Origin of the sequence: Streptomyces polygonati, assembly GCF_042650325.1 — a bacterium.
In the GTDB taxonomy this organism is placed as follows: domain Bacteria; phylum Actinomycetota; class Actinomycetes; order Streptomycetales; family Streptomycetaceae; genus Actinacidiphila; species Actinacidiphila polygonati.
The window spans coordinates 72,408-85,252 of sequence record NZ_JBHSBB010000026.1 but is presented as its reverse complement, the minus strand read 5'-3'; the positions used below and the strand labels follow the sequence as shown (position 1 = coordinate 85,252).

The window sequence follows — 12,845 nt, the reverse complement described above, 5'->3', positions numbered from 1 at the left end:
GCCGTACCTTCAGCACGACCTGTTCGACCTCGATATGGGCCGGCGGGTTCGGGGCCGGGCCGCCCGCCGGTTCGTTCAGCTTCGTGTGGTGAAGCCGTCGAGGGTGCTGTACTGGCCGGAGAGCTTGGTCACCGTGATGGTGTGCGCGCCGGAGGAGAGCTGGCCGGAGGTGTAGACCGCGACGTTCGCGTGCCGGGCGCCGTCGCTCGGCAGGGTGCTGACGGTCTGCTGGGATCCGCCGTCGATGCTGATGCCGATGTTCCCCTGGTCGGTGTACTGCTCGCCGTAGACCTGGATCCCGGTCCCGGTGAAGCCGAGGGTCGCCGTCGACCCGTTGGCCGTCGCGTAGTGGACGTCGTTCTGGTAGTCGCCGTAGGTGCGGCCGCTCGCGTACGTGAAGCCGCTGTAGGTGATTCTGCTGTCGTCGTCGTTGAGCCGGGTCGCGCCGGGGGCCTGCGGGGTGACGGAGATCTGCGCCGCGGTGGTGCCGGCCGGAATCGGTACGACCATGAATCCGCTGGACAGATGGGTCACGTTGCTCACCTGGGTGGTGCCGATGTAGACCGGCGTCGCCGGGCCGAACCCCTCACCGGCGAGCAGGACCTGGGTCGCGTTCGCGGTGGGCGAGACGTAGAAGATGCTCGGAGTGACGTTGAGGACCGGCGAGAAGGAGCCGGACCCCGCGCCCGCGGCGCTCAGCAGGGCGCTGGGGAGGTCCGCCGGCTTGGGCGCCGCGGGGATGGAGGTGTTTCCGCTCGCGTGCGTGTCGACCGGCTGGGCGCAGGGGTAGGACTGGGTGCCCGCGGAGAAGTAGTTGCCCGTGATCCAGAAGTGGCCGGTCGGGCTGCAGCCGCCCTGTGAGCTGGCGCCGGCGCTGAAGGCGACATTCCCCTGCCAGTTGACCCATTCCGAGCCGGCGTCGTCGTAGTAGGTGAAGTTGGTGGTCGGACCGGCATAGGCGACATTGCCCGTGACCTGAAGGCCCTTGGCCAGTGTCTGCGCCGCGTCGATCGTGGTTCCGTCCGACTGGTAGACGTATTGCGCCTGGTGTCCCTCGACGTACACGGCGCCGCCGTCGCTGCGGACCGACAGGTAGTTGTGGAAGATGTTGTCGCTGATGGCGTTCGAGCTGTTGATGTTCGTGCTGTTCTGCGGGCTGCTCGCCTGGTCGACGTGGCCCTGGACGACGCCGGCGGTGATACCGGTGTAGGGCAGGTCGTAGAGGTTGTTGCGGGTGATGTTCGTGTGCTGCGAGAACAGCAGCGTGATGCCGCTGGCCGACGAGTAGTCGGTGCCGATGTGATGGATGACGTTGTCCGCCACGGTGGTACCGGTCAGGATCTCGTTGGTCCCGATCGTGTCGCCGCTGACCGCCGAGGCGTCGGGGGTGCAGTTCTGCTTGATTCCGGCGGCTTCGGACTGGTCGGTCGGCAGCGGGTCGTAGGTGCAGCCGAGCAGGATCGCGGTGGAGGCGGTGTCGGTGAACTCATTGCCCTGGACGAGGGTGTTGGCCGATCCGTACATCACGCTCAGGCCCGCGCCGCCGAGTTCGGCGAACCGGTTGCCGGTGAGGGTGACGTTCCTGGCGGCGGTGAACGCGACGTTCGCCAGCGGCTGGGTCAGCGAGCCCCAGGGGCAGCTGCCCGCGGGGGTGGAGAAGGTGCACATGCTCTGGTTGTTCGCGCCGGTCATCCGCAGATTGCTCTGCACGTCGGCGAACCCGGAGCTGGTGGACGGGGCGTTCCAGGTCGCGTACGAGAACTGAAGGCCGCTGAAGGTGATGTCGTGCAGCGGCGCGGCGAGCGTACCGGCGCCCCGGACCAGCGACTCCAGGCGCGGCAGTTCCACGTCCAGGCCGGTCATCTGCTGGCCCGGCGAAGGCTTGTAGTAGAGCGTGCCGCCGGCGCCGTCCAGGAACCACTGCCCTGATCCGAGCAGTGGCTGCGCGTTCTCGACGAGCGCGGGCATCGTGCTGTTCGCCATGGACGGCAGGCCGCCGCTGCCGTGGGCGAAGGACGCCCGGGCGGTCACGTCGGTCCAGCAGGGCTGGCTCATCTTCAGCGTCCCGGCCGAGGCCGAGAAGCTCGCGACGCGGCATCTCGACTCGGTCCACGGCCCGTTGCCGCCCGGGTAGTCGAACTCGACTCCCGCCACCTGGCTCGCGGTCAGCGACCCGAACCACGCCATCGCCGCCTGGTCGGCGGAGATCGTGTAGCCCGTCGACGATCCGGTCCACGAGCCCCGGAAACCCAGGCTCGCCGGGGACGCCTGCGCGACCGGCGCCTCGTGACCGCCGACGTACAGCTGGCGGCTGGCGCTCGTGACGGGTACCGGCGCCGACCACACTCCGCTCGATCCGAGCTGCGTCCATCCGGTGATCTGCGCGGCCCCGGAGATCACCGGATGCGCCCCGGGCGCGGACTTCCACACCACGGGATGACCCGGGGTGCCGGAGTCCGCCGCGCCCAGGCTCCAGGTGCTCGACAGCCGGTACGTACCGTCGGCCAGCAGCACGCTGACGTCCGCGGAGCCGTTCGCGGCGAGCTGCGCCCGTACCGCGCTCTGGGCCCCCGGCAGAGAACACGGGGACGAGGACGAGCAGGCCGAACCCGTACCGGACGGCGAGGCGTAGAGCGTCACGGACGAAACGGCGGTGGCGGACTGGACGCCGGGCGCCACCAGCGCCAGACCGAGTATCGCCCCGACGGGGCCGAAGCGGCGCAGCGCCCTCGGCATGATCGAGCCACGTGATGACACGGGTGGTTCCTTCCCTGGCACGGATGAGCGGCCCGTGGACGGCCGAAGGCTGGTCCGGCCGGCGCACCCACGCGGGTGCCGGGGCCGGCGCGCATGTTCATCGAGGCGGTGCATGTCGGGGGACCCGGGGCCGGAGGACGACCGGGCGTCGGCGAGCGGGGCAGGGGCCTGCACCAGCAGGCCCCTGCCCTCACTTACATCCGATGTTTGGTGAATATTCGGCCCGCGCGTATCCCCTGTCAAGGACTTGCGCACAGCGGCCACGCGGCCGTCCGAGTCTCCTGCCGGGACTCCGAGCCGGCCGCACACCAGCGGCCAACTTCCCGGCCGGTATGGACAGTCGCCCAGGCCGGCAGCTTCCTCGGATGACCCGCCCAGGTCTGGGCCTGCGGCGATGCCTGATGTATCGGCGTCCTCGTCCGGTCCGGGCGGCCCGCCGATCTCGCCGCCGCGCCCGATCGGGAATGTCGGCGAAGCGGGACGGACCGCGCCGACACCCGGCAGGCACCGCCGATTTACCTGCTGGTCTTCGGCGACCGGGATGGCCCTAACATCGGATATCACCGCGTCCGCCTCGACGTCATCCCGTGAGGCAGCGCTTTTCGAATATTCGCTGCTGGGTCCCTGGTCCATCAACTAGGCTGATTCGAACTGCACGGGGGCGGGGAAATGAGACATGAGCATCTCCATGTCGGCCATCGGGAACTGGCGGAGGAATCGGAGCCGAGTCCTTCCGGTCGCCGGACGAAGAGTGAGCGGTCGACCGTCACCGCTGATCCGGCGGCGGTGCGGCTCGGGGAGACGGATCCGGACAGTGCCGAAGCGGTGATCGCCAGCGCCGTCAAGCGGGCCTGTCTGCGGACCGTCCAGGTTCAGTCGATGTACGAGACGCCCTTCCAGGAGCGCGGCGCGGTGCTGTTACGGCGACTGCACCTGAAGCTGCTGGACCGGGGCGGGCGGGTCCGGATGATCTTTCCCTGCGGGCTGCTCACCGACGCTTCGGCGGTCGCCCAGCTGGTCGAGTTGTCCCGGAGCGGTGCCGAGATCCGGCTGCTGCCGTACCCGCTTCCGGCCGCCGCCGTCGTCGACGCCGAACTGGCCGTCATGGGCGGCGCGGGAGCCGGGGACGCCGAGCTGGTGGCGAGCCGGCACCGGGACGTGGCGCGGGCACTCTCCGAGATGCACCGCGCGGTGTGGGACGGCGCCGTCGACCTGGCGACGGCGCGGCAGACCTGGCTCTACGACCAGGACGCCTTCCATGTGCTGCGGATGCTGTGCGACGGCTACACCGATGAACACGCGGCCCGTTCGCTGGGACTCTCGCTGCGCACCTACCGGCGGCGGGTCGCCGCGCTCATGTGCCGGATGGGTGCGAACTCGCGCTTCGCCGCCGGGGTGCGCGCCGCGCATCTGGGGATGGTGGCTCCGGGCACGCCCCCCGGAGCGGTATCCGATCCACCGCCGTAGCCGCGTCGGCCGGGCCGGCCGGGTGCGGGCGTCAGTCCGTCAGCACCCGGTCGATCCGGGCCATCGCCCAGCGCAGGCTCAGCAGGCCGAGGGCGGCCAGATACACGGTCGGCAGCAGCAGCCCGGCGCCGAACTGGCCGAGTGACGGCTGACGGACCAGCTCGATGCTCTGGTACAGCGGCAGGCATTCGACGACGATCTGCAGCCAGCGCGGATAGACCCCGAGCGGGTAGAAGGTCGTGGCGAAAAGGAACATCGGCAGCATCGCCAGCTGGATGAACTGGAAGTCCTGCCAGCTGCGGAGGTGGGTGACCACGACCAGGCCGACGCAGGCGAAGGCGAAGCCGATCAGCGCCGCCCCGGGCAGCACCAGGAGTATCCCCGGCGAGTGCGCCATGCCCAGCACGGACACCACCACCAGGAAACCGGTGGTGATCAGGGTGCCGCGCAGCACCGCCCATAGCGCTTCCCCGAGGGCGATGTCCCGGGCGGTCATCGGTGTGGCCCGGATCGACTGGTAGGTGCGGTTCAGCTTGAGCTTGGCGAACATATTGAAGGTGGTCTCGTTCATCGCGCCGTTCATCGCCGCGGTGGCCAGCAGCGCGGGCGCGACAAAGGCGGAGTAGCCGACCGTGGAATCCCCCAGCCCCGGAACTCGGCCGACGAGTTCGCCGATACCGACGCCGATGGACAGCAGATAGAGGACCGGCTCGAAGACCTCGGCCAGCAGCAGATACCAGGTGTGGCGGTAGATCAGGAGATTGCGTTCCACCATGGTCCCCGCCCCGCTGAAGCGGCGGACGGGCACGGTGTCGTGGGGGAGGCGGAGTTCGGTCACGGGCGTACGGGCCTGCCTTCCGGATCGCGGGCGGACGGTGGAGCGGGCACCTGAAGGTCGGGTGCGGTCAGCTGTGCAGATAGCGGGTGTACGTGCGCCGTCCCAGCAGGAAGCCGGCCGTGGTCATCGCGACGAGGTAGCCGATGTGCACGCCGGTGGCGGCCGGCGTCGCGGTGCCGAGCGCGAGTTCCCGGCACAGCTGTATGCCGTGGTAGAGGGGCGTGCACTCGATGACGGAGCGCAGCCATCCGGGCAGCTGCTCGGTCGAGTAGAAGGTGCCGGAGAACATGTAGAGCGGCATCAGCACGAAGCGGAAGACACCGTTGATCCGGGCGAACTGCGTGACGGTGATGGCCCAGGCGGCGATCGGTGCCGCGAACGCCAGACCGGTCAGCAGCGCCGCCGGGAGCAGCAGCGGCGAGTGCCGCCAGGGGACGGCGCCGGTGGCGACGATCACGATCACGAAGGCCAGCGCGCTGATCGCGATCCGGAACGCCATGAAGAGCAGATGACCGGCGAAGACATCGGCGGGACGCATCGGCGTCGCGGCGGCGGCCCGGTAGTTGCCGCGTTTGCGGGCCGACTGGAAGGCCGGGCCCGCCGAGTCCACGAAGGCGTTCTGCATGGCGGCGGCGGCCAGCAGCCCGGGGGCGAAGAACGTCAGGTAGGAGGCCCCGTGCAGATAGCCGCTGCCACCGTGGTCCACCAGCTTTCCCAGGCCGACCCCCATCGCGGCGAGGAACAGCAGCGGGTTGACGACACTGACGACCACGGTGCCGCGCCAGACCCTGCGGTAGCGGTGCATCCAGTAGCCGAACTCCCGCAGCGCGGGAGGCGGTGCCGAGGGGAAGGTCAGGGCCATTGCGGGCCTTTCGGGGAATCGATGGTCGGCGTGGGTCGGTCAGTCGACAAGGGTGCGGCCGGTCAGGGTCAGGAACACGTCCTCCAGGCCGGCCCGGCGGACGAGGGCCGTGACAGGGGTGATCTGCGCCGCGTGCACCGCGGCCAGGGTCGCCTCGCCGTCCTCGCAGTACAGCAGCACCCGGTCCGGCAGGACCTCGACGCGCTTGGCCAGCGGCTCCAGCTTCTCCGCCCCGGCCTGCTGCTCGTTCGGAGGGAAGCGCAGCTCCAGGACCTCACGGGTGGCATGGGTCCCGATCAGTTCGCGCGGCGTCCCGTGGGCGACGATGCGGCCGGCGTCCATGACCACCAGCCGGTCGCACAACTGCTCCGCCTCGTCCATGTAGTGGGTGGTGAGGATCAGGGTCACCCCCTCCGACTTGAGCTGGTAGAGGCGTTCCCAGAGCAGGTGCCGGGCCTGCGGGTCCAAGCCGGTGGTCGGTTCGTCCAGCAGCAGGATCTCCGGGTCGTTGATCAGCGCGCGGGCGATGGTGAGCCGCCGCCGCATTCCTCCCGACAGCGCTTCGACCTGGTCGTCCGCCTTGTCGGTCAGCCGGGCGAACTCCAGCAGCCGGCCGGCCCGCTCCCGGATCACCGGCTTGGCCAGCCCGAAGTAGCGGCCGTAGATCAACAGGTTCTCGCGCACGGTGAGTTCGGTGTCCAGGGTGTCGTCCTGCGGCACCACGCCGATCCGGGCGCGGATCGCGGAGCCCTGCTCCGCCGCGTCGAGGCCGAGGATGCGCAGGCTGCCGCCGCTCAGCGGCGACACACAGCCGAGCATCCGCATGGTCGAGGACTTGCCCGCGCCGTTGGGCCCGAGGAATCCGAAGGCCTCACCCTTGCGGAGCTGGAAGTCGATCCCGTCCACGGCGGTGAATCCCGAGCCGTACACCTTGCGCAGGCCCTCTGCCTGGACCAGGAGTTCGTCCGCGGCCTGTGTCACGTGATGTCCTCTTCCTTGTCGTGCCCTGTCGTCGCCGACAGTGCGGGGCTGATCGACCGGCGCACCTCGGCGACCGACGCGTCGGGATCGATGGCGGACCGCACCAGCAGCCGTTCGAGGTCGGCCAGCAGGTCGACACCGCGGTAGGAGCCGAGGAACGCCGGGTCCAGGCACAAGGTGATCCGGCAGGTCCGCTGGAGTTCCTGCAGGTAGACGAAGAGCTTGGCGCCCTTCTGCCGCTCGTCCTTGTGCAGCCGCTCCAGCCGGGTCCGCCCCAGGGCCGCGGTGACGGCCTCCGGCGCGGGGCCCGTCCGGTCGCCCTGCGCGCGGGCGGACCGGTCGGCGCCGGTGAAGCGGACGTCGTTGAAGAAGCAGTAGCCGTCCGGGGTGAAGCCCCGCTCCCGCGCGATGTCGGCGACGAGCTGCTCGACCTTGCGCGGATCGGCCTCGCAGCGACGGTAGGCGGCGAACGCCGAGGCCGCCGCTCTGCGCAGATACTGCTGCGCCGACTCCTCGCGCAACCGCAGGTGCAGCAGCGCGTTCTGATTGAAGGCACCGACGAAGTCCCGGTCCTCGGCGGTGAAACGGGTGGTGACGATCAGTCGCATCGCCGCCTCGGGCTCGTCCACCCGGAAGGCCAGCAGCAGCGCCAGCATCGCCATCAGGACGGTCCCCGGATTCGTACCGGCCCGGGTGGCGAGTGCCTCGGCCGCCAGCGCCGTCGCGGGGGAGTCGATCCTGGCCCAGTCGCCCGAGACGGCCTCCGGTCCGGCCGGCTTCTCCAGCATCGTCGGCGACATCGACCGCAGCCTGCTCGACCAGTGCTCCAGCGTGGCCGCCTCCAGGCGTTCGCCGCCGGCCGACAGTTCGAAGGCGGCCCGCTCGACGGGCTGCCGGGCTCGCGGCGGCAGGGCGTCCACCGTCGGAACGGGCGCACCGAGCAGCGTGCGCAGATCCCGGGTGACCACCTGGAAACTCCAGCCGTCCACCGCCATATGACTGATGACCAGCACGATCGCCGCGGGGGATCCGTCCCGGAGCAGCACGGCCGCACGGATCGGAAGGTCATGGGCGTTGTCGAAGGCGCCCCGCCGGAGCCGGTCGCCGAGCGCCCGGGCCGCCTCGCCGAGGTCCGCGGCGGTCGCCGCGCTCAGCTCCAGCGCGAGTTCCCCCGCGGCCAGCACCCGCTGGACCGGCCGGCCGTCCTCCTCGGCGTAGGTGGTGCGCAGTGACTGGTGGCGTTCGACGACGATCCGGAGCGCGGCGGTCACCTGGTCGAGCCGGGTGCCGTCCGGGACGGGCAGCCAGTCGAGCTGGTTGAGCGAGTCGTCGTCCGCGGGCAGCCAGCGCAGGACGTCCCAGATGGCCAGCTGGCCCCAGGTCATCGGCGCCGGCGCCGGGGCGTCCGCCCCGAAGCGGACCGGGACGGCCGAGGGGGAGCTCATACGTGGTCTCCTTCCAGGCGCTGCCCGACGTAGCTGTGCGCGAATTCGGCCGTGGCCAGGGGCGATGACACCAGCTGGTCCAGGGCGGCGAGCTGCAGCCGGGTGTCGAAGGGGGACTGGTCCGGGGCCAGGTGCATGGTCCGGGTCATGAACCAGGAGAAGTGCTCGGCCTGCCAGGCCCGGCGCAGACTGCTGTCGGAGTACGCGTCGAGCAGGGCGGGCCGGCCGTGTCGCAGCAGGTCGATCAGCGCGCGGCTGAGGACCAGCACGTCGGCCACCGCCAGATTCAGCCCCTTGGCCCCGGTCGGCGGCATCACATGGGCGGCGTCCCCGGCCAGGAACAGCCGGCCGGAGCGCATCGGTTCGACGACCTCGCTGCGCATGGGGATCACCGACTTCGCGGTGATCGGCCCGCGCCGCAGTTTCCAGTCCCCGTCCACCTCGAACCTGGCGTAGAGCGCGTCCCAGATCTGCTCGTCCGCCAGGTCCTCGGCCCGGGTGCCGTTGGGGACCTGGAGGTACAGCCGGCTGACGGTGGGCGAGCGCATGCTGTGCAGGGCGAAGCCGCTGGGGGAGTGGGCGTAGAGCAGGGTGTCGCAGGAGGGCGCGACATCGGCCAGGACGCCGAACCACGAATAGGGGTAGCCGCGGCCGAACAGCCGGCCGCCGTGGTCGAGGACCGTCTGACGGCCCACTCCCATGGAGCCGTCGCAGGCCGCCACGTAGTCGCAGCGCACGGTGCGCTCCTCGCCCTGGTACGTGTAGTGGATCACCGGGCGGTCCGCGTCGGTCCCGGTCACCCGGTGCACCCGGGCTTCGAACAGCAGCGGCGGCCCGTCGGCCAGCTGGAGGCCGACCAGGTCCTGGACCACCTTGGTCTGCGGGTACACCGCCACGCCGCGCCCCCCGGCGAGGGACGCGAAGTCGATGGAGTGCGCACGGCCGCCGAAGCGCAGTTCGATGCCGTCCAGGAACAGCCCCTCGCGGTCCAGCCGCTCACCGGCGCCGCAGTCGCGCAGCGCGTCGACGGTGGTCTGCTCCAGGGTCCCCGCGCGCTGCCGGCGTTCCACGTAGTCGCGGTCCCGGTGCTCCAGCACCACGCAGTCGACGCCGGCCCGGTGCAGCAGCCGGGCGAGCAGCAGTCCGGCCGGCCCCGCGCCGATGATCCCCACCGTGGTCCGCGGCGTGGCCGCGGTCATGCGGGGCCCTCCTTCGCGGACAGGGGGACCAGCTGGGGACTGAAGGTCTCGTGCACGTAGATCATGGCTCCGTCCGCACAGTGGATCAGGTACTCCTTGAAGGCGCAGGGCCGGCCGTCGGCCGGCCAGGTGGACAGCCCGCGGCTCAGCGAATCGCGTCGCTGGAGCGATCCCCGGTCCTGCAGCTGGTGCCCCAGCGGGGTCCGTCCGACCGATACGGCGAGCCAGGGGGCGCCGTCGGCCCGGAAAGCCACCCGGTTGACGCTGACCGTCTCGCCGGCGGCGGTGCGCAGCTCCGATTCGCGCAGCACCACCTCGTCGGCCGCGCCGACGCCCAGCGCGCCGCGGATCCGGGGCGGCAGTCCGGCTCCGGTCATGGGGCGGTTCGCCTGCACATGGACGCTGACGACGACCCCGGCCAGCGACTCCAGCAGGACCGTGGTCGAACCCTCCGAGCCCAGCAGCATCCGGGTGGGCGCCGGCAGCCGTGCGAGGTCCGCCGGCAGCAGGGTCGCCGAACGCCCCGGGACAGGCCGGCCGGTCATGTCGCCAGCCCCTTGATCCGCTTACCGGTCGCCGAGCGGGGCAGCTCGTCCAGGAAGTCGATGCGGCGCGGGAGCTGGTGCGGGGCCAGGTGCTGACGGCACCAGCGCAGCACGTCCTCCTCGGCGAGCGCGCCGGAGGCGACCACCCGGGCGACCGGGATCTGTCCGCGGGTGGCGTCGGGGGAGGCGAACACCTGGGCCTCGCGGACCAGCGGGTGTTCGAGCAGGACGCGTTCGATCTCGATCGGACGTACTTTCTCCCCGGCCACGTTGATGACGTCGCTGACCCGGCCGAGCAGGCGCAGCTGTCCGTCCCGGACGTCGGCGAGGTCCCCGGTGCGGTACCACTCGCCCTCGACCGCCAGCGGGAGCAGTCCGTTGGGTCCCAGATAGCCCGAGGCCAGCGAGTCCGTGCTGAGCAGCAGTTCGCCGCCGCCGGCGTCCCGCTCGGGGTCCGCGGCGACCGCGGTGATCGCGGTGTCGAGGCGCACACCGATGCGCGGGAGCGGACGCCCCACGTCGCCGTGCCGGGGTTCGCCGTGGATACGGGCCAGCGAGACGGCACCGGTCTCCGAGGAGCCGTAGGCGTTGTGCAGCGCGAACGCGTGCGAGGCGGCCACAGCCGCGGCGACGTCCGGGGGGAGCGGGGCGCCGGAGGAGACCGCCTGCCGAAGGCCGGGGAAGTCGTCCCGGTCGGCCTTGGCGATCAGCTGGAAGGTGAAGGGCAGCCCGATCAGCGTCCTGGGCGCCAGCTGCGCCGCGGTGCGGGCGAGTTGGGAGGGCAGCGAGCGGGGGGACCGGTGCACCGAGGCGGCGCCGCGCAGCATGGCGGCCAGCAGTCCGTAGGTGAACCCGTAGGAGTGGAAGGCCGGAGTGCTGACCAGGACCGGTCGCCCGTCCTCGTAGCCGAGGAAGTCCGCGATCCGGTGGCAGTCCACCAGCACCTTGGCGGCGGGCCGGACCACGCCGAGCGGCGTGCCGGAGGAGCCGGAGGTCAGGAAGATCTGCGAGCGGGGCGCCACGCTGGCCAGGCTGACCGGCGCGCCCTGCAGGTGCGTCCACAGCGCGGGGCTGCGGTCGCTCCCCCAGCGGGCGGCTTGGTCCTCGGGCTGGTGGGTGTGCGCGTCGCGCACGATCAGGCCGTCCATGACGACCGGGGCGGCCGGGTCGCTGTGCACCACCGGCACCTCGGCGAGGTCGCAGGCCAGCGCGACGATCGCGGTGGCCGCCGCGTCCGACACCTGGGCGACGACCAGCAGGCCGGAGGTGCGCTGGCGGGCGATGTGGTCGGCGAACCGCTCGGCGGCCGCGAGGATCTCGGCGAAGCTCCACTGGCCGCTGGCGGTCGCCAGGATCATCGCGTCGACGCGGGGGGCGGCCTTCGACACGGCGTCGAAGAGGCTGTCCTGGCTCCCCGTCCCTTCCCTGGCCGGCGTCATGCGGGCAGCCGACCGGGCCGGACGGAACTCTCCAGTACATAGTCGACGATCTTGCCGATGGAGCTGAAGTTCTCCAGCAGCAGTTCCTCGTCGGGTATGGCGATTCCCTGCACGGTCTCCAGCCAGACGAGCAGTTCCATGAAGGCGAGGGAGTCGAAGGAGGCGAGATCGCGAAGATCGCCGTCCTCGTGTATCGCGTGTTCGGATTCGTTCGGGACGATCACCCGGACCTGGCTGGTGACGGATTCGAGGAGCTGCCCTCTCTCGTTCATTTCCGACTTCCTTTCATGGGCGCGGCACACGGGACGCGTCATCGGTGTCGACGTGATGGCCGGAATCAGAGGCATTCAGTTCACGGCGTTCGGGCGCGCCGGTGAGCGTGGAGAGCACGCGGTGGTAGAGGTTCAGGCCGACCTCGCTGAGCAGGGCGCCGTGGATGAGGTAGGCCCGGTCCGGTCCGACCGCCTCGACGTAGTCGGCGACTTCGGCGAGCTTCACCCAGGGCGCCGCCACCGGCACCAGCAGCTCGGTCACCGGCGCGTCGGGGACGGTCAGCGCGTCGCCGGGATGGAACAGGTGCCCCTCGAAGAGGAAGCCGATGTTGTCGACCTGTCCGAGGGAGGGGTGCACCCGTGCGTGCGTGTCGCCGAACACGGCGACCGCCACGCCGGCCGCGCTGAACTCCTGCCCGTGGGTGACGGCATGGACGCGCTTGCCCAGGTCGCCGAGCTTGTCCGCGGTGTCGTGCGTGGTCCAGACCTCCAGGTGGGGACGGTCGGCCGCGAAGGCGCGCAGCCGCGTCTCGTCCAGGTGGTCGTCGTGCTGATGGGTGATCAGGACCGCGTCCGCGCCGTCCAGCGCGGCAGGGTCGCTGAAGCACCCGGGATCGACGACGAGTGTGGCCCCCGCGTGCTCGACGCGAACACAGGAGTGGCCCAACAAGGTCATGCGCATGGCTTCCGCAACCCTTTCTCCGCCCTCGCACACCGCCGCGGTCCGATCCACGACCAGCTCTGGCGTCACTATTTGCAATATTGTGCAAGTAATTTGCAGCGGTCCGGAGTTTATCGACGGGTGCCCGTCGCAGCAAGGCCTGGCCGTCGGGAAACCCGGTGGAATGCGCCGACGCCCCTCGCGCATAAGGGATCGGCCATCAAAAAGAGCGATCGGAAACGCAACTTGGCCGGTTGCTGCCACCTGGCCGCCATTGCAGGAAATCTCCGGCAAACCGGGCACTGCTGGCCGATGTGCGCAATTGAGAGTGCTCTCTCCGGTCAATCGGCGAAAGAATATCTGCTTTCTGTCAATTACT

The 12,845-nt window shown here is 70.7% G+C and carries 11 protein-coding genes; 1 reads left to right on the top strand and 10 read right to left on the bottom strand.

Annotated elements, in window-relative coordinates; genetic code table 11:
• Positions 1 to 75 precede the first annotated feature (75 nt).
• Positions 76 to 2,757: a hypothetical protein gene (locus ACFO3J_RS28520; RefSeq protein WP_386435257.1), complete on the bottom strand. Its 2,682-nt coding sequence runs from the start codon at positions 2,755 to 2,757 to the stop codon at positions 76 to 78.
• A 669-nt stretch (positions 2,758 to 3,426) separates the two neighbouring features.
• Here ACFO3J_RS28520 and ACFO3J_RS28515 point away from each other — a divergent pair.
• Positions 3,427 to 4,224, top strand: a complete 798-nt coding sequence (locus tag ACFO3J_RS28515) for a hypothetical protein (RefSeq protein ID WP_386435254.1) — start codon at positions 3,427 to 3,429, stop codon at positions 4,222 to 4,224.
• A gap of 31 nt (positions 4,225 to 4,255) precedes the next feature.
• On the opposite strand, the gene ACFO3J_RS28510 is transcribed toward ACFO3J_RS28515, so the two are convergent.
• The 9 genes from ACFO3J_RS28510 to ACFO3J_RS28470 all read right to left on the bottom strand — a co-directional run bounded on the left by ACFO3J_RS28510 (position 4,256) and on the right by ACFO3J_RS28470 (position 12,481).
• Positions 4,256 to 5,062 (bottom strand): ABC transporter permease, encoded by an 807-nt coding sequence (locus tag ACFO3J_RS28510; protein ID WP_386435251.1) that lies wholly within the window; start codon positions 5,060 to 5,062, stop codon positions 4,256 to 4,258.
• Positions 5,063 to 5,129: 67 nt separating this feature from the next.
• Positions 5,130 to 5,924: an ABC transporter permease gene (locus ACFO3J_RS28505; RefSeq protein WP_386435249.1), complete on the bottom strand. Its 795-nt coding sequence runs from the start codon at positions 5,922 to 5,924 to the stop codon at positions 5,130 to 5,132.
• Between the two features lie 39 nt (positions 5,925 to 5,963).
• A complete protein-coding gene (locus tag ACFO3J_RS28500; protein ID WP_386435246.1) occupies positions 5,964 to 6,905 on the bottom strand; it encodes an ABC transporter ATP-binding protein in 942 nt (313 codons plus the stop codon).
• Complete coding sequence (locus ACFO3J_RS28495) at positions 6,902 to 8,350, bottom strand: condensation domain-containing protein (protein WP_386435243.1); 1,449 nt, start codon at positions 8,348 to 8,350, stop codon at positions 6,902 to 6,904. Before ACFO3J_RS28495 ends, ACFO3J_RS28500 begins: the two co-directional genes overlap by 4 nt.
• The gene (locus ACFO3J_RS28490; RefSeq protein WP_386435240.1) at positions 8,347 to 9,549 is read right to left on the bottom strand and encodes a 4-hydroxybenzoate 3-monooxygenase; all 1,203 of its coding nucleotides are present in this window, start codon (positions 9,547 to 9,549) and stop codon (positions 8,347 to 8,349) included. Before ACFO3J_RS28490 ends, ACFO3J_RS28495 begins: the two co-directional genes overlap by 4 nt.
• Positions 9,546 to 10,094, bottom strand: a complete 549-nt coding sequence (locus ACFO3J_RS28485) for a hypothetical protein (RefSeq protein WP_386435237.1) — start codon at positions 10,092 to 10,094, stop codon at positions 9,546 to 9,548. The genes ACFO3J_RS28490 and ACFO3J_RS28485 overlap by 4 nt, the downstream gene beginning before the upstream one ends.
• A complete protein-coding gene (locus ACFO3J_RS28480; RefSeq protein WP_386435235.1) occupies positions 10,091 to 11,533 on the bottom strand; it encodes an ANL family adenylate-forming protein in 1,443 nt (480 codons plus the stop codon). The genes ACFO3J_RS28485 and ACFO3J_RS28480 overlap by 4 nt, the downstream gene beginning before the upstream one ends.
• Positions 11,530 to 11,805, bottom strand: coding sequence for a phosphopantetheine-binding protein (locus ACFO3J_RS28475; protein WP_386435232.1), 276 nt, complete (start codon positions 11,803 to 11,805; stop codon positions 11,530 to 11,532). Before ACFO3J_RS28475 ends, ACFO3J_RS28480 begins: the two co-directional genes overlap by 4 nt.
• Positions 11,806 to 11,818: 13 nt before the next feature.
• On the bottom strand, positions 11,819 to 12,481 hold the full coding sequence (locus ACFO3J_RS28470) for an MBL fold metallo-hydrolase (RefSeq protein ID WP_386435229.1): 663 nt from the start codon (positions 12,479 to 12,481) through the stop codon (positions 11,819 to 11,821).
• Between the last annotated feature and the right edge of the window lie 364 nt (positions 12,482 to 12,845).